The 16,910-nt window shown below is 48.9% G+C and carries 12 protein-coding genes, 1 tRNA gene, 2 rRNA genes, 1 other RNA gene and 1 other annotated feature; of the genes, 13 read left to right on the forward strand and 3 right to left on the reverse strand.

Features of this window, described 5'->3' with window-relative positions; all coding sequences use genetic code 11:
* The first annotated feature begins 102 nt into the window (after positions 1-102).
* The 5 genes from BBI11_RS00045 to BBI11_RS00065 all read left to right on the forward strand — a co-directional run bounded on the left by BBI11_RS00045 (position 103) and on the right by BBI11_RS00065 (position 6,769).
* Positions 103-3,035 (forward strand): 23S ribosomal RNA (locus BBI11_RS00045).
* Between the two features lie 65 nt (positions 3,036-3,100).
* Positions 3,101-3,216 (forward strand): 5S ribosomal RNA (gene rrf, locus BBI11_RS00050).
* A gap of 122 nt (positions 3,217-3,338) precedes the next feature.
* Positions 3,339-3,815, forward strand: a complete 477-nt coding sequence (locus BBI11_RS00055; RefSeq protein ID WP_068459509.1) for a glutathione peroxidase — start codon at positions 3,339-3,341, stop codon at positions 3,813-3,815.
* 104 nt (positions 3,816-3,919) lie between these two features.
* On the forward strand, positions 3,920-5,383 hold the full coding sequence (guaB, locus tag BBI11_RS00060; protein ID WP_068459511.1) for an IMP dehydrogenase: 1,464 nt from the start codon (positions 3,920-3,922) through the stop codon (positions 5,381-5,383).
* A 102-nt stretch (positions 5,384-5,485) separates the two neighbouring features.
* Positions 5,486-6,769, forward strand: coding sequence for a D-alanyl-D-alanine carboxypeptidase family protein (locus BBI11_RS00065; protein WP_237150298.1), 1,284 nt, complete (start codon positions 5,486-5,488; stop codon positions 6,767-6,769).
* A 14-nt stretch (positions 6,770-6,783) separates the two neighbouring features.
* Here the strand turns inward: BBI11_RS00065 and pdxR are convergent, their stop codons facing one another.
* Positions 6,784-8,205 carry a MocR-like pyridoxine biosynthesis transcription factor PdxR gene (pdxR, locus tag BBI11_RS00070; protein ID WP_068459513.1) on the reverse strand — a complete coding sequence of 474 codons (1,422 nt, stop codon included), beginning with the start codon at positions 8,203-8,205 and terminating at the stop codon, positions 6,784-6,786.
* Between the two features lie 104 nt (positions 8,206-8,309).
* On the opposite strand from pdxR, the gene pdxS reads away from it, so the two are divergent.
* The 4 genes from pdxS (at position 8,310) to BBI11_RS00090 (ending at position 12,300) form a co-directional block, all read left to right on the forward strand.
* On the forward strand, positions 8,310-9,194 hold the full coding sequence (gene pdxS / locus BBI11_RS00075) for a pyridoxal 5'-phosphate synthase lyase subunit PdxS (protein WP_068459515.1): 885 nt from the start codon (positions 8,310-8,312) through the stop codon (positions 9,192-9,194).
* A gap of 2 nt (positions 9,195-9,196) precedes the next feature.
* A complete protein-coding gene (gene pdxT / locus BBI11_RS00080) occupies positions 9,197-9,802 on the forward strand; it encodes a pyridoxal 5'-phosphate synthase glutaminase subunit PdxT (RefSeq protein WP_068459517.1) in 606 nt (201 codons plus the stop codon).
* A gap of 11 nt (positions 9,803-9,813) precedes the next feature.
* Positions 9,814-10,018: a binding site (T-box leader), on the forward strand.
* Between the two features lie 66 nt (positions 10,019-10,084).
* Positions 10,085-11,359 carry a serine--tRNA ligase gene (serS, locus tag BBI11_RS00085; protein WP_068459519.1) on the forward strand — a complete coding sequence of 425 codons (1,275 nt, stop codon included), beginning with the start codon at positions 10,085-10,087 and terminating at the stop codon, positions 11,357-11,359.
* Positions 11,360-11,442: 83 nt separating this feature from the next.
* A complete protein-coding gene (locus BBI11_RS00090; protein WP_068459521.1) occupies positions 11,443-12,300 on the forward strand; it encodes an alpha/beta fold hydrolase in 858 nt (285 codons plus the stop codon).
* A gap of 14 nt (positions 12,301-12,314) precedes the next feature.
* Here BBI11_RS00090 and tadA read toward each other — a convergent pair whose 3' ends face one another.
* Positions 12,315-12,806, reverse strand: a complete 492-nt coding sequence (gene tadA, locus BBI11_RS00095) for a tRNA adenosine(34) deaminase TadA (protein ID WP_141705846.1) — start codon at positions 12,804-12,806, stop codon at positions 12,315-12,317.
* A gap of 162 nt (positions 12,807-12,968) precedes the next feature.
* Here tadA and BBI11_RS00100 point away from each other — a divergent pair, with 162 nt between their 5' ends.
* Together BBI11_RS00100 and BBI11_RS00105 are read left to right on the forward strand one after the other, a co-directional pair.
* Positions 12,969-13,607, forward strand: a complete 639-nt coding sequence (locus BBI11_RS00100) for a deoxynucleoside kinase (protein WP_058382253.1) — start codon at positions 12,969-12,971, stop codon at positions 13,605-13,607.
* Entirely contained in the window at positions 13,604-14,278 is a 675-nt protein-coding gene (locus BBI11_RS00105; protein WP_068459522.1) for a deoxynucleoside kinase, read from the forward strand. The genes BBI11_RS00100 and BBI11_RS00105 overlap by 4 nt, the downstream gene beginning before the upstream one ends.
* A 174-nt stretch (positions 14,279-14,452) precedes the next feature.
* Here BBI11_RS00105 and BBI11_RS00110 read toward each other — a convergent pair.
* Positions 14,453-14,545, reverse strand: a tRNA-Ser gene (locus tag BBI11_RS00110).
* Positions 14,546-14,726: 181 nt separating this feature from the next.
* Here BBI11_RS00110 and ffs point away from each other — a divergent pair.
* Together ffs and dnaX are read left to right on the forward strand one after the other, a co-directional pair.
* Positions 14,727-14,992, forward strand: an RNA gene (gene ffs / locus BBI11_RS00115) — signal recognition particle sRNA large type.
* A gap of 152 nt (positions 14,993-15,144) precedes the next feature.
* Positions 15,145-16,881, forward strand: a complete 1,737-nt coding sequence (gene dnaX / locus BBI11_RS00120) for a DNA polymerase III subunit gamma/tau (protein WP_068459524.1) — start codon at positions 15,145-15,147, stop codon at positions 16,879-16,881.
* Positions 16,882-16,910 lie beyond the last annotated feature (29 nt).

Below are 16,910 nucleotides of genomic sequence, written 5' to 3' on the forward strand. Positions count from 1 at the left end.
AAACTTGTTCTTTGAAAACTGGATAGATCGACATTGATTAAGAAACAAGCATCATAGTAGCGTGATCGCGATTGCGATCAACTTATTTTTTTGACCATCAGTGGTTAAGTTAATAAGGGCGCACGGTGGATGCCTTGGCACTAGGAGCCGAAGAAGGACGGCACTAACACCGATATGCCTCGGGGAGCTGTAAGTGAGCTGTGATCCGGGGATTTCCGAATGGGGAAACCCACTGTTCGTAATGGAGCAGTATCCATGTGTGAATTCATAGCACATGAGAAGGCAGACTCAGGGAACTGAAACATCTAAGTACCTGAAGGAAGAGAAAGCAAATGCGATTCCCCAAGTAGCGGCGAGCGAAACGGGATCAGCCCAAACCAGAAGGCTTGCCTTCTGGGGTTGTAGGACACTCTATACGGAGTTACAAAGGAACGGATTAAGCGAAGCGACCTGGAACGGTCCGCGAGACAGGGTAACAGCCCCGTAGCTGAAAGTTCGTTCTCTCCAGAGTGGATCCTGAGTACGGCGGAACACGAGAAATTCCGTCGGAATCCGGGAGGACCATCTCCCAAGGCTAAATACTCCCTAGTGACCGATAGTGAACCAGTACCGTGAGGGAAAGGTGAAAAGCACCCCGGAAGGGGAGTGAAATAGATCCTGAAACCGTGTGCCTACAAGTAGTTAGAGCCCGTTAATGGGTGATAGCGTGCCTTTTGTAGAATGAACCGGCGAGTTACGATTACATGCAAGGTTAAGGCCTATAAGCCGGAGCCGCAGCGAAAGCGAGTCTGAATAGGGCGAATGAGTATGTAGTTGTAGACCCGAAACCAGGTGATCTACCCATGTCCAGGGTGAAGGTAAGGTAACACTTACTGGAGGCCCGAACCCACGCACGTTGAAAAGTGCGGGGATGAGGTGTGGGTAGCGGAGAAATTCCAATCGAACCTGGAGATAGCTGGTTCTCTCCGAAATAGCTTTAGGGCTAGCCTCAAGAAGAGAATCCTGGAGGTAGAGCACTGTTTGGACTAGGGGCCCATCCCGGGTTACCGAATTCAGACAAACTCCGAATGCCAGTGATTTATACTTGGGAGTCAGACTGCGAGTGATAAGATCCGTAGTCAAGAGGGAAACAGCCCAGACCACCAGCTAAGGTCCCCAAATATCCGTTAAGTGGAAAAGGATGTGGCGTTGCTTAGACAACCAGGATGTTGGCTTAGAAGCAGCCATCATTTAAAGAGTGCGTAATAGCTCACTGGTCGAGTGACACTGCGCCGAAAATGTACCGGGGCTAAACGGATTACCGAAGCTGTGGATGGACATCGTAGATGTCCGTGGTAGGAGAGCGTTCTAAGGGCGTTGAAGTCAGACCGGAAGGACTGGTGGAGCGCTTAGAAGTGAGAATGCCGGTATGAGTAACGAAAGACGGGTGAGAATCCCGTCCACCGAATGCCTAAGGTTTCCTGAGGAAGGCTCGTCCGCTCAGGGTTAGTCGGGACCTAAGTCGAGGCCGATAGGCGTAGACGATGGACAACAGGTTGATATTCCTGTACCACCTCCCCGCCGTTTGAGTAATGGGGGGACGCAGAAGGATAGGGTGAGCGTGCCGTTGGTTGCGCACGTCCAAGTTGTGAGATGAGAAACGAGGCAAATCCCGTTTCTATATACATCAAGCAGTGATGGCAAGAGGTTTACCTCAGAGTCCCTGATTTCACACTGCCAAGAAAAGCCTCTAGCGAGGCGGGAGGTGCCCGTACCGCAAACCGACACAGGTAGGCGAGAAGAGAATTCTAAGGTGAGCGAGTGAACTCTCGTTAAGGAACTCGGCAAAATGACCCCGTAACTTCGGGAGAAGGGGTGCTCTGGTAGGGTGTTAAAGCCCGAGAGAGCCGCAGTGAATAGGCCCAGGCGACTGTTTAGCAAAAACACAGGTCTCTGCAAAACCGTAAGGTGACGTATAGGGGCTGACGCCTGCCCGGTGCTGGAAGGTTAAGGGGAGTGCTTAGCGCAAGCGAAGGTGCGAACCGAAGCCCCAGTAAACGGCGGCCGTAACTATAACGGTCCTAAGGTAGCGAAATTCCTTGTCGGGTAAGTTCCGACCCGCACGAAAGGCGTAACGATCTGGGCACTGTCTCAACGAGAGACTCGGTGAAATTATAGTACCTGTGAAGATGCAGGTTACCCGCGACAGGACGGAAAGACCCCGTGGAGCTTTACTGTAGCCTGATATTGAATTTTGGTGCAACTTGTACAGGATAGGTAGGAGCCAGAGAACCCGGAGCGCCAGCTTCGGGGGAGGCGTCGGTGGGATACTACCCTGGTTGTATTGAACTTCTAACCCACAAGCCTTAGCGGCTTGGGAGACAGTGTCAGGCGGGCAGTTTGACTGGGGCGGTCGCCTCCTAAAGAGTAACGGAGGCGCTCAAAGGTTCCCTCAGAATGGTTGGAAATCATTCGCAGAGTGTAAAGGCACAAGGGAGCTTGACTGCGAGACGGACAGGTCGAGCAGGGTCGAAAGACGGACTTAGTGATCCGGTGGTTCCGCATGGAAGGGCCATCGCTCAACGGATAAAAGCTACCCCGGGGATAACAGGCTTATCTCCCCCAAGAGTCCACATCGACGGGGAGGTTTGGCACCTCGATGTCGGCTCATCGCATCCTGGGGCTGTAGTCGGTCCCAAGGGTTGGGCTGTTCGCCCATTAAAGCGGTACGCGAGCTGGGTTCAGAACGTCGTGAGACAGTTCGGTCCCTATCCGTCGCGGGCGCAGGAAATTTGAGAGGAGCTGTCCTTAGTACGAGAGGACCGGGATGGACACACCGCTGGTGTACCAGTTGTTCTGCCAAGAGCATCGCTGGGTAGCTATGTGTGGCCGGGATAAGTGCTGAAAGCATCTAAGCACGAAGCCCCCCTCAAGATGAGATTTCCCATTGCGCAAGCAAGTAAGATCCCTCAGAGACGATGAGGTAGATAGGTTCGGGGTGGAAGCGTGGCGACACGTGCAGCTGACGAATACTAATCGATCGAGGACTTAACCAATAACTGAAATGCGTTTCCATAATTCAATGTCGATTTATCCAGTTTTGAGCGAACAAGCTCAAAAGTCCAGTGATGATGGCAAAGAGGCCACACCCGTTCCCATCCCGAACACGGAAGTTAAGCTCTTTTGCGCCGATGGTAGTTGGGGGTTTCCCCCTGTGAGAGTAGGACGTCGCTGGGCATCTAATAGAAAGGCCGTTACCGGAAAACACCTGGTAACGGCCTTTTTTGTATAGAAATTCTCTTACTTCTTGTGAAGCTTATTTTAAAAAGGTAGGCTAAAAAAAGAAAGGTGGAATAAAGATGACTACAATATATGGTTATGAGGTAAAACGGGCAAATGGAGACTTGGAATCGCTAGAGCATTACGAAGGAAAGCCTTTAATTATTGTGAACACAGCAAGTAAATGCGGATTAACTCCACAGTTTGAGGGCTTACAACGTTTGTATGAGAAATATCAAAATCTTGGATTAGAAATCCTCGGTTTTCCGAGCGGGCAATTCAACGACCAAGAGTTCAAAACACAGCAAGAAACAATGGAATTCTGTCAAAAAAATTATGGAGTGAGTTTTCCCATGTTTTCAAAAGTAGACGTGAACGGCGAATTTGCCGAACCTCTTTATGATTATTTAACGTCTTGGGATGAAAACGGCACGGGCGGAGATATCAAATGGAATTTTACTAAATTCCTTATCGATCGTGAAGGGAACATCGTTCATCGCTATGAACCGGAGATTGAACCGGAACAAATAGAGAAAGATATTCAAAAAATCCTTTAATCCATTAGTCCGAATAGTTTTACTTTTATCAGTTTCTTGACACCCCCTAAAACCGCTGATAACCTTACAATAATATTTAAAAGGAAGTAGGAGGCGTGTCAATTATGTGGGAATCGAAATTTCTTAAAGAAGGGTTAACCTTCGACGATGTATTGCTAGTGCCAGCTCATTCAGAAGTGTTGCCGAAGGATATTGATTTGTCAGTAGAGCTGACGCCGAAAATCAAGTTGAATATCCCGGTCATCAGTGCAGGGATGGATACCGTTACGGAAGCGAAAATGGCTATCTCCATGGCACGCCAAGGCGGTCTTGGAGTCATCCATAAGAACATGAGCATCGAAGATCAAGCCGAACAAGTAGTCACTGTAAAACGCTCGGAAAATGGTGTTATTACAGATCCTTTCTATCTGACTCCTCAACACCAAGTTTACGATGCTGAGCATTTGATGGGGAAATACCGTATTTCGGGTGTGCCCATCGTTCAAAGTGAAGATGATCTGACTTTGGTAGGGATCATTACAAACCGCGACCTCCGCTTTATCCAGGACTACTCTTTAGAAATTAAAGACGTGATGACCAAAGAAAAATTGGTGACAGCTCCGGTTGGAACTACTTTAGAAGATGCTGAAAAAATCCTTCAGCAGTACAAAATCGAGAAGTTGCCTATCGTCGATCAAAACGGCATGTTAAAAGGGCTTATCACGATTAAAGATATCGAAAAAGTAATCGAGTTCCCGAATGCTGCAAAAGATGAGCAGGGACGTCTATTAGCAGGAGCTGCCGTTGGTGTTACTTCGGATACGATGAAGCGCGTGGAACAATTGGTAAAAGCTCATGTAGACGTTATCGTTATCGATACGGCTCATGGCCACTCAGCTGGCGTGTTGAATATGGTGAGCCAAATCCGTGACACCTACCCTGAACTAACAATTGTAGCGGGCAATGTGGCCACACCAAGCGGTACAAAAGCATTGATCGAAGCAGGTGCTGATATCGTAAAAGTTGGTATCGGACCAGGTTCTATTTGTACCACACGCGTTGTGGCTGGCGTAGGAGTTCCTCAAATCACGGCAGTTTACGATTGTGCTACAGAAGCTCGTAAACATGGCAAAGCCATTATCGCTGATGGGGGCATCAAGTTCTCCGGCGATATCATCAAAGCACTCGCTGCAGGCGGCCATGTGGTTATGCTAGGCAGCTTGCTTGCAGGCACTACAGAAAGCCCTGGGGATACAGAAATTTTCCAAGGCCGCCGCTTTAAGACTTACCGTGGCATGGGATCAATTGCTTCGATGGAAAAAGGATCGAAAGACCGCTATTTCCAAGATGAAGCGAAAAAACTCGTACCCGAAGGAATTGAAGGACGTTTGCCATACAAAGGACCTCTTACAGATACGATTCACCAATTGTTGGGTGGAATTCGTGCTGGAATGGGCTACTGCGGAGCGAAAGATTTGGCAACGCTGCGTGAAGAAGCACAGTTTATCCGTATGACGGGTGCAGGCTTGATTGAAAGCCACCCGCATGACGTGCAAATTACTAAAGAATCACCAAATTACTCCATGTAAAATAAACGCCTTCCCAGAAGTTCCTGGGAAGGCGTTTTTTCGTTTTGCTTCTTAAAAATATGATAAAATAGCGAAAGATATGAAACGATGGAGGACAAGCGAGTGAAAAGTGTATTGAAATGGATGCAAGTTTTGATGGTGTCTGCCATCGCTCTGATGATCGTGGTGCCAACGAAGGTTCAAGCTGAAGAAGCGATTCCTGTATTGGCGGATGCAGCCATCGTGGTCGATGCAGAAACAGGACAGATTTTATACGGTCAGAATGATGAGGCTGTTTTAGGCATCGCCTCCATGAGCAAAATGATGAGTGAATACCTGTTGTTTGAAGCAATTGAAGAAGGGCTTGTCAGCTGGGATGAAGAATATGAGGTGACTGATTACAGCCATCGGATCTCCCAGGATTTGCGCTTGAGCAATGTTCCGCTTCGTCAGGATGGTTCGTATACGATGAAGGAATTATATGAAGCGATGGCGATTTATTCGGCGAATGCGGCGACCATCGGCATTGCAGAAACGATTGCGGGTACGGAGAAAGAATTTGTGCAGATGATGAATGACAAAGCAGTGGAGATGGGGATTGAGGATGCACATTTCGTCAACTCAACTGGACTCAACAACTCATTTCTTCTCGGCATGCACCCTGAGGGAACGGGGGAAGACGAAGAGAATACCATGTCTGCCCGATCGGTTGCCATACTGACGAAAGCCTTGCTGGATGATTATCCAGAAATTCTCGAGACGGCCAAAATTCCAGAATTGATGTTTCGGGAAGGGACCGCGGATCAGATCCGTATGGTCAATTGGAATACGATGCTTCCGGGAATGGAGTATGAATACGAAGGCATGGATGGGTTAAAGACAGGGACGACTGATTTTGCGGGACATTCGTTTGCTGGGACTGCTAAGCGTGATGGGGTTCGGTTAATCGCAGTGGTCATGAAAGCGGTGGATGCGGAAGGGGAAGGCTCTTACAAAGCCCGTTTTGATGCAACACGTGCATTATTGGACCATGGATTTGCATTTCAGGAAGTTGAGCTGATGAAAGCTGGGCAACAGTTTATGGGACAAGAATCTCTTCCTGTCACAAAAGGAGAACAAGAGCAAGTAGCGATCGCTTTGAAAGAACCGGTCCGCTTGATGGCTCCGGCTGCTCAGCAAGAAGCTTACCGGACCGAGCTTGAATTGACAGAAGATACAATTGAAGCAGCTGTCGAGGAAGGGCAAGTTGTTGGCCAAGTGAAGGTTTTGGATGCTATGGGCAATGAAATACAATATCTTCATGAAAAGCCAGCTGCGGACGTAGCAGCAACAGAGACAGTGGAGCGTTCCAATTGGTTTGCGCTGTCTATGAAAAGCGCCGTGGATTTCATTAAAGGATTGTTTTAAGAAAAACCAGCTCATCACTTAGCGGATGAGCTGGTTTTTGCTATGTTCCAGCCATTCATCAAACGATCGATGCCTTGCTGGATTTCGCTTTCATCAAGCCCTCCAAAACCGAGGACGATTTTGGGGAACCCGTTCTTTTCCTTGAGCAGGTCGTAATTTTGCATCGCAAATACCCGAATGCCTGCCTCGCTTGCCTGGTCGACTAAGCTTTGTTCTGAGTGCTCCGAATTTATGGTCAACACAATGTGCATGCCCGCTTGTTCCCCGGATACGGCAACGGTTGGCTGATAAGGTGCAAGTGCTTGTGTCAGGCATTCGAGCTTTTTCCGATAGAGTTTACGCATGCGGTTTAAATGCCTCGAGAAATGCCCTTTTTGCATGAACAAGGCGACGATTTGTTGGTCGATGCGCGGCACGGTGGACGTGTAATGCAAAAAGGTCTTGCGGTAAGCATTCAATAAACTTGGCGGCAGCACGAGATAGGCAATGCGCAAGGACGGCATAATCGATTTGGAAAAAGTACTGATGTAGATGACACGCCCGCCGACATCCATGCTTTGCAGGGCGGGGATCGGCTGGCTAGTATAGCGAAATTCGCTGTCGTAATCGTCTTCGATGATAAAGCGCTCCGGTTTCGCTGCTGCCCAGTTCAAAAGCTGTGCACGGCGTGTGGCACTTAAAATGGACCCTGTCGGAAACTGGTGGGACGGTGTGACATAGGCGATGTCGACGTCGGTTTTGTCCAGTTCCTGCACATTGATGCCGTCTTCATCTACCTCGATTGGGAATGCTTGTCTGTCATCGTGTTCGAAAATGCTATGGGTGAGGGCGTATCCTGGATTTTCAAAGCCAAAACTTAAGCTTTTATCGAACAGCCGGATCAATAATGGCATCAATTGTTCAGTTCCGGACCCGACGATGATTTGTTCTGGTTCGCAGACCACACCACGGGATTGGTATAAATAACGAGCGATTTCAACGCGCAGCGATTCGTCGCCCTGCGGATGGCCAGCAAGAAGGAGTTCGTGATTTTCTTCATCGATTACTTCGCGTGCTGTTTTGCGCCATGTGGGGAATGGGAACGAACGGGTATCGATGCGCGCCGGGTTGAAGTCATAGCCATAGGTGGGTTTGGGTACATCGCGGATAGCCGTTTCTTCTTGTGGCAGATCCAAATAAGCGAGTTCTTCCACGGGCATGGTGAAAAATCCTCTGCGAGGGCGCGGCTCGATAAATCCTTCTGCGACTAACTGCGAATAAGCCAGTTCGACGGTCGTTTGGCTGATTTGCAAGTACTCCGCCAATTTACGTTTGCTTGGTAGTTTCGTGTCGACAGCAATTGTGCCGGCAGTGATGGCGCTGCGGATTTCCCGATACAGCTGCTTATAAAGCGGTGTGGCAGATTGTTTCTGTAATTGAAACATCAGCATATCCATATGAATGCCTCCATCTGACCTTTTAAATTAATGCAAACTGAGTCTTTTTATATGGTCACAGTTTATTATACTGGAAACAACCAATAAAAGGGAGGCATTTTCAGATGAGTCAAAAAGGGACAGATCGAGTTAAACGAGGTATGGCAGAAATGCAAAAAGGCGGCGTCATTATGGATGTGGTCAATGCAGAGCAGGCAAAAATTGCCGAAGCGGCAGGAGCGACGGCCGTCATGGCGCTCGAGCGCGTCCCATCCGATATCCGTAAAGAAGGCGGCGTTGCCCGCATGGCGGACCCGCGCATCACGGAAGAAGTAATGAATGCGGTGTCGATTCCGGTCATGGCAAAAGCGCGCATCGGCCACATTACAGAAGCGCGCGTGCTCGAAGCGATGGGCGTCGATTATATCGACGAAAGCGAAGTGCTGACACCGGCGGATGAAGAATTTCACTTATTGAAAAATGATTATACAGTGCCGTTTGTCTGCGGCTGCCGCAATATCGGGGAAGCGGCACGGCGCATTGGTGAAGGGGCATCGATGCTGCGTACCAAAGGAGAACCAGGTACAGGGAATATCGTTGAAGCAGTGCGTCATTTACGCCAAGTGAATGGCGAAGTACGCAAAATTGTCGCGATGGGTGAAGACGAATTGATGACGGCGGCAAGAGATCTAGGTGCGTCTTACGAGTTTTTGAAGGAAGTGAAATTGCTTGGCCGTTTGCCGGTTGTTAATTTTGCAGCAGGCGGCATCGCGACGCCAGCAGATGCAGCGCTCATGATGGAACTTGGGGCAGATGGGGTCTTTGTCGGATCCGGCATTTTCAAATCGGACCAGCCGGAACGGTTTGCGCGTGCTATTGTGGAAGCGACCGCTCATTATCAGGATTACGAATTAATCGCGAAATTGTCGAAAGATCTTGGCCCGGCCATGAAAGGCTTGGAAATGTCGACAATCGGCGCGGCAGACCGTATGCAGGAAAGAAGCTGGTAAAGATGAAGATTGGTGTATTAGCATTGCAAGGAGCGGTGCGTGAACATGTAGAGGCGATTCAAGCAGGTGGCGCTGAGGCGGTGGTGGTGAAAAAGGCTATCCAGTTGGCAGAACTCGATGGCTTGGTGTTGCCGGGCGGTGAAAGTACGGCGATGCGCAGGTTGATTGACCGCGCGGAGTTGCTGGAGCCGTTAAGACAGTTTGCGGAAGCCGGAAAGCCGATATTCGGAACGTGTGCCGGGCTGGTACTGCTGGCCAAGGAAATCGAAGGGCAAGAATCGGCGCATCTTGGGGTCATGGACATCATGGTCGCGCGCAACTCTTTTGGAAGGCAAGTGGACAGCTTTGAAGCGGATCTGGCTATTGCAGGAATCGATGAGCCGTTTCCAGCGGTCTTTATCCGCGCGCCGCATATCGTGCGTGCGGGTGAGGATGTGGAAGTCTTGTGTGAATACGGGGGACGCATTGTACTGGCGAAGAGTGGACCGTTTCTCGGCTGTTCGTTCCATCCCGAGTTGACGGGCGACCACCGGCTGATGCAGTTGTTTTTGGACATGGTGGAAAACAGGGAACTCTTGCCAACAACAGCGCACTATAGTAAAATATGAATAATTTCAAAGAAGAAACGTTGATGGGAATAGTACAGCGCAGTTTTTCTGTAAGAGAGCCGGTGGTTGGTGCGAACCGGTGTCAAACGCGTTGGAATCCACCCCGGAGTTGCATGGCGATGAGCCAGTGCCGGTTTTAATGCCGTTATGTGATGAAGAGGATTGGCTTTTTGCCGATCAATCAGGGTGGCAACGCGGGTAGCTCTCGTCCCTTTACCAAGGGATGAGGGCTATTTTTGCGTTGTTTTTTCTTTTTTGACGAAGACTTAAGGAGGAATTTCTATGTTGGATATCCGTTTTGTACGGGAAAATTTTGAACAAGTGAAGACGAAGCTCGGTAAACGCGGGGAAGATATTTCGGTATTAGACGATTTTCAAGCGCTCGACCAGAAGCGCCGCGAACTCATTGTCCAGACTGAGCAACTGAAGGCAGAACGCAACGAGGCGTCTCAACAGATTGCCGTCATGAAGCGCAACAAGGAAAATGCTGACGAGGCGATCGCGAAAACACGCGAAGTCGGCGACCAGATCAAAGTGATTGATGACGAATTGCATGAAGTGGAGGAAAAACTCGACTATATCATGATGCGCGTGCCGAACATCCCGCACGATAGCGTACCGTTTGGCGATTCTGAAGACGATAATGAAGAAATCCGTACCTGGGGTGAGCAGCCGCAGTTCGATTTTGAAGCAAAGCCGCATTGGGACATCGCGACGGAGTTGAACATTGTCGATTTCGAACGCGCTGCTAAAGTAACGGGCAGCCGCTTCGTGTTTTACCGCGGCCTTGGGGCACGCTTAGAACGTGCGCTGATTAACTTTATGATGGACCTTCATCAGGAGCAGCATGGCTATGAGGAAATGCTGCCACCGTACATGGTCAACCGTGAGAGCTTGACGGGTACAGGGCAATTGCCGAAGTTTGAAGAAGATGCGTTCTTGATCGAAAAGGAAGATTACTTCCTCATCCCGACCTCTGAAGTACCGGTGACGAACTTCTACCGCGACGATATCTTGACTGCAGACATGCTGCCACAAGCCTTTGCTTCTTATAGCGCGAATTTCCGTTCTGAAGCGGGTTCTGCCGGACGCGATACGCGTGGGTTGATTCGCCAGCATCAATTCAATAAAGTTGAACTTGTGCGCTTTGTGAAACCGGAAGATTCTTATGACGAGCTCGAGAAGCTAACGAGCCATGCAGAGAAAGTACTGCAATTGCTAGGGCTGCCTTACCGTGTCTTGAAGATGTGCACGGCTGACCTTGGCTTTACGGCAGCGAAGAAATACGATATTGAAGTATGGATTCCGAGCCAGGAAACGTACCGTGAGATTTCTTCTTGTTCAAACTTTGAGGATTTCCAGGCGCGCCGTGCGAACATCAAATTCCGCCGCGAAGCAAAAGGCAAGCCAGAGTTCGTCCACACCTTAAACGGCAGTGGGTTGGCTGTCGGCCGTACTGTCGCCGCCTTACTTGAGAATTTCCAGCAGGAAGACGGTTCTGTGGCTATTCCTGAAGTCTTGCAGCCTTATATGGGCGGCAAAACGACGATCCGTTAAATCACAAGACCCGAATGCATTTCGGGTCTTTTTTTCGTGGAGAAAGGGTAGACAATTAGAAACAGGGAAAGGGAGCGGTGGATATGAACGAAGTGGAATTTCAGTTTGTAGAAACGAATGGCATCCGGCTTCATACAGCTGTAGCCGGTCCGGAGCAGGGAGAACTTGTTGTATTGCTGCACGGCTTTCCGGAATTCTCTTATGGGTTTCACCATCAAATGGAGGCACTCGCTGCCCGGGGCTACCGTGTAGTAGCACCCGATCAGCGCGGCTATCATTTGAGCGATAAGCCTGAGCGCATTGAAGCGTATACGATCGATCAATTGCGCGATGATATCACCGGATTGATTGAAGCATTCGGGGAAACTTCAGCAGTGATCGTCGGCCATGACTGGGGAGGGGCTGTAGCTTGGCATTTGGCAGCGACGCGGCCTGAGTATGTCAAAAAACTCATCGCTATTAATATTCCGCATCCTGCAGCGATGCCAAGAGTCTTCATGAAAAATCCCATGCAATGGGTGAAAAGCTCGTATATGGTGTTTTTCCAACTGCCGGATGTACCGGAACGGCTAATGGCTGCAAACGATTTCGAATGGATGACACAAGCGATGAAAGGGACTGCAAGACGAGGGGCATTTACAGAACAGGAACTGGAACGATACCGGGAAGCGTGGGGGCAAAAAGGGGCCTTGAGCGGCATGCTCAATTGGTACCGCGCATTGCGAAAAGGCAGTCTTAACCAAATTCCGATCAGGCCAGTAGAGGTACCGACCCTAATCCTGTGGGGTGTGGGCGACCCGTTTTTGTCGCCGATGCTGGCCAAAGAAAGTTTGAAGTTTTGCGCGGATGCCGAACTGGTCTGGATCGGTGAGGCGACTCACTGGGTGCAACATGAACAACCAGCCATTGTGAATCGCTTGATCCGAGAATTTATCGCATGAAAAAACGGAAAACCCTAGGCCTGGGTTTTCCGTTTTTCTTTATTGCGTTTACGCAAGTCCCGGAAGAATTGGGTAAGCAACCCGCCGCACTCATCCGCTAGCACATTTTCCGTTACTTCGCATTGATGGTTAAAGCGCTCATCATTTAGCAAGCGGTACAGTGAATCGACGCAGCCTGCCTTAATATCACGCGCTCCGTAGACGACATGGGGAATGCGCGACTGCAAAATAGCGCCGGCGCACATTGGGCAAGGCTCTAACGTTACGTAAAGCTTGGTGTCTTCAAGACGCCAATTATCGAGTGTTTCGCACGCTTGCTGAATGGCCAGCAATTCGGCGTGTGTCACCGCATTGCGCGTCGTTTCCCGCAAATTATGCGCCCTTGCGATCACGCGGTCGCCTTGGACAATGACCGCACCGATCGGCACTTCGCCTTTTGCCGCTGCTTTTTGGGCCTCTTCAATGGCCAGCCCCATGAAATAATGATCTTTTTCCATTCCGTTCATGATGCATCGCTCCTCAGGTTTCAGTGTATCATTTTTTCATCCGGATAAAGAACTACAAATTGTGTAGACGTTTGAACACCATTTGGCTCTACTTTTCATTTGACGGTTATGGTAAAATAAATGGCATTGCATTTCACTTGAATCGAAGAAGGGGGACTTCTTGTGCCGGTGCCATTTATCACCGTGGAAGGTCCGATCGGAGTGGGGAAAACTTCACTGACGAAAGCACTTTCAGAGCAACACCAATTTCAATTGCTAAAGGAAATCGTGGATGAAAATCCGTTTTTGAATAAATTTTATGAAGATATCGAGGAATGGAGCTTCCAAACGGAAATGTTCTTCCTATGCAATCGCTATAAGCAATTGAGCGATATCCAAAAGAAATTCATCTCCAACCAGGAGCCGGTCGTTGCGGATTATCATATTTTTAAAAATTTGATCTTTGCCAAACGGACGTTGCCTGAAGAAGAATACGCCAAATATGAAGCCATCTATAAAATCTTGACGGCCGATATGCCAAAGCCGAATATGGTCATTTACTTGCATGCGAGCCTGGATACTTTGATGAAGCGCATCAAATTGCGCGGCCGTGAATTCGAACAGATGATCACGCCTGATTACATGGAGCAATTGTCTGCAGACTACCATGAATTCATCGAACGTTTCGAGCGCGAGCATCCGGAAATTCCAGTTTTACGCTTTAACGGAGACGAACTTGATTTTGTGCAAAACCGTTCCGACCTTGAAGTGATTCTCACTCATGTAGAAGGAACACTTGAAAAAAGGAGCTTATCGATATGAATGAAAATTTGAGAGACAAGTATGGCATCCCGAAAGATGCTGTCATTACTATCGCAGGAACTGTAGGTGTCGGCAAATCGACGATGACCAAAGCACTTGCGGACTCGTTGCAATTCCGCACGTCTTTTGAAAACGTAGACGGCAATCCATACCTTGATTTGTTTTACGAGGATTTCGAGAAATGGAGTTTTCATTTGCAAGTTTACTTCCTAGCAGAGCGCTTCAAGGAGCAAAAGCGCATGTTCGAGTACGGCGGGGGGTTTATCCAAGACCGCTCGATTTATGAAGACACTGGGATTTTCGCGAAAATGCATCAGGAAAAAGGCACGATGAATGCCGTGGATTACGAAACGTATACGAATTTGTTCGATGCCATGGTTATGACGCCGTATTTCCCGCATCCGGATTTGTTGATTTACTTGGAAGGTTCGATCGAAGACATCCTTGGGCGCATTCAAGAACGCGGCCGCGCGATGGAGCAACAAACACCTGTTGAATATTGGCTCGAAATGCACGAACGCTATGAACGCTGGATCGATTCGTTCAATGCCTGCCCTGTGCTGCGCCTGAACATCAACGATTACGACTTGATGAACGATCCGGAGTGTTCGGAACAGATCGTCGAACGCATTGGCAAGTTCATGCAGCAAACAGCTGTATTGAAACGATAAAAAACCGGAGGCATGTGCCTCCGGTTTTTCTATTTCCCAGGAAATAAACGAAAAAAACTCACAGAACAGATCTGTGAGTTTTTTATAATATTCAGACACATGCTTGTTAAGAAAAAATTCGTTGCTTGCACAACGAATCTATCTCTATCTACATGCGCGTAGTTATTCAAAAAATGGAGGAGGAAGAGGGATTCGAACCCCCGCGGGATTTGACTCCCCTGTCGGTTTTCAAGACCGATCCCTTCAGCCAAACTTGGGTATTCCTCCGTGTTGGACAAGATATAATTTATCACGGTTTTAAAAAGGAGTCAACAGTTTTGAAAGAAAAACTCCTATTTTTTACGTAAATCTTTTTAAAAGGGAATAGAAAGAGAGAGATGACGCCTGTTTCCCCTTTAATTAACTTTATGTTTGATTTTTCCTCCAGCACTCCGTATACTAGTAAATGCCGTGCTAGGTGGGAAGGTAGCGGTGTCCTGTAACCTGCAATCCGCTCTAGCAGGACTGAATTCCTTTCTGAGGCTGTTTGTATGCAAGGTCTGCCTCATGCACGTAGTGTTGACATCTGGGTCCTGCGCAATGGAAACCCATGAACCATGTCAGGTCCGGAAGGAAGCAGCATTAAGTGGTACTTTCTATGTGCCGCGGGGTTGCCTAGATCGAGCCAACGACATGAGTAACGCTTGTGTACAGCAGTCGAAGAAAGGTGCACGGCTTAACTTAAACGATCCAAACCTGTCCGCAGTTTGCGGGCAGGTTTTTTTCTGTCCATACCGTGCAATGCCTGGTGAAATGATTCGGGAACATGCCCGTTTTATGGTACAATCAGAGGATAGAACAAAGACTTTTTAAAAGGGGAGAACCAGGTGGCGTATCAAGCTTTTTACCGTGTGTACAGACCGCGGACTTTCTCGGAAATGACCGGCCAGACGCATGTCAAACAAACCCTTCAAAATGCTCTCCTTTATGATAAAACGACTCACGCGTATCTATTTTCCGGCCCACGGGGTACTGGGAAGACGAGTGCGGCGAAGATTTTTGCCAAGGCACTGAATTGCGAGCAAGCTCCAGCAGCAGAACCGTGCAACGAATGTTTTTCTTGCCGGAGCATCGATGAAGGCTCGAATACAGACGTCATCGAATTCGATGCGGCGTCCAATTCACGAGTTGAGGAAATGCGGGAGATCATTGAGAAAGTGCGTTTTTCTCCAGCTAATTCGCGTTTTAAAGTATACATTATCGACGAAGTGCATATGTTATCGAATAGTGCGTTCAACGCGTTGTTGAAAACATTGGAAGAACCACCGGAACACGTCGTCTTCATTCTCGCGACAACCGAGCCGCATAAATTGCCGCTGACAATCATTTCCCGCTGTCAACGTTTCGATTTTAAATCGCACACGCAAGCAGACATTGTGGCACGGATGATCACGGTCCTAGAAGACGCAAAGATTCCTTACAATGAACAAGTGTTGAAAATCATCGCCCAGGCAGCAGCGGGCGGTATGCGTGATGCCTTGAGTCTGCTTGATCAAGTCGTGTCATTCAGTGGAGATGAAATGACGCTAGAAGACGCGCTTTTGGTGACGGGCTCAATTAGCCAGGACATGTTTTATGGCATTGCCGAAGCGCTTTTGAATAAAGACATAGGCCAAGCGTTGACTTTGCTTGAGCAATTGGTGCGTGACGGCAAAGACCCAGTGCGTTTAGTAGAAGATTTCATTACTTTCTTCCGTGATCTCTTACTGATCCAAACGGCACCGGGGCTAAGCGATATGTTGGAACTTGCTGCATTTGAACCGCGTTTTGAAGAACTCGCAAAACAGTTTGAAGCGACAACGCTGTATAACTGGATTGATATTTTGACGAAGACCCAGCAAGAGATGCGCTTCTCGAACCATACGAAAATCTATATGGAAACCGCGCTCTTGAAAATGGTGCAAGCAGACGCGCCGGTCCAAAGCATCGGGGTGGGGGCGCCATCTCCTGAACTCGAAGCGAAAGTCACGAGCCTCGAGCAAATGGTGCGCGAATTGCAGCAACAATTGAAAGATGGCGGCGGGGCAGCGAGCGCAGCGCCTCAAGCGGAACAGAAAAAGCGCCAGCGTTCGCAAAGTGCCTTCAAAATCCCGACCGGCCGCATCCAGGAAGTGCTGAAGAATGCGACGAAACCAGATATCCAGGCGATCAAAACCAATTGGGCGACCGTGATGGGGCAATTGCAGCGCTCGCATTCGGCATTGCTCAACGATGCCGAGCCGGTAGCGGCGTCCCCGGATGCTTTTGTGTTAAAATTCAAGTATGATATTCATTGCCAGATGGCTTCTGAAAATCAGACTTTTGCGGCAGCGTTCAGCCAATTGCTCGAGCAGTATACGGGCAAGGCTTACACACCGGTTTACGTCCCGGATGCCAATTGGCTGAAGATCCGTGAAGAGTTCATCCGCAACGGCGGCTTGAAAAATGAAGGCGAAGCGCAGGAGCCGGAAGGACAGGAAGAAAATCCGTTTTCCGGTGACGGCGCAAGCCCTGAAGAAGATCCATTCGTCTCTGAGGCGGAGCGGCTCTTCGGCAAGGATTTCGTCGAAGTCCATGATGATTAACGAATACAAAATTTGAGGAGGAACCAATT

The organism is Planococcus maritimus, from assembly GCF_001687625.2.
In the GTDB taxonomy this organism is placed as follows: Bacteria; Bacillota; Bacilli; order Bacillales_A; family Planococcaceae; genus Planococcus; species Planococcus maritimus.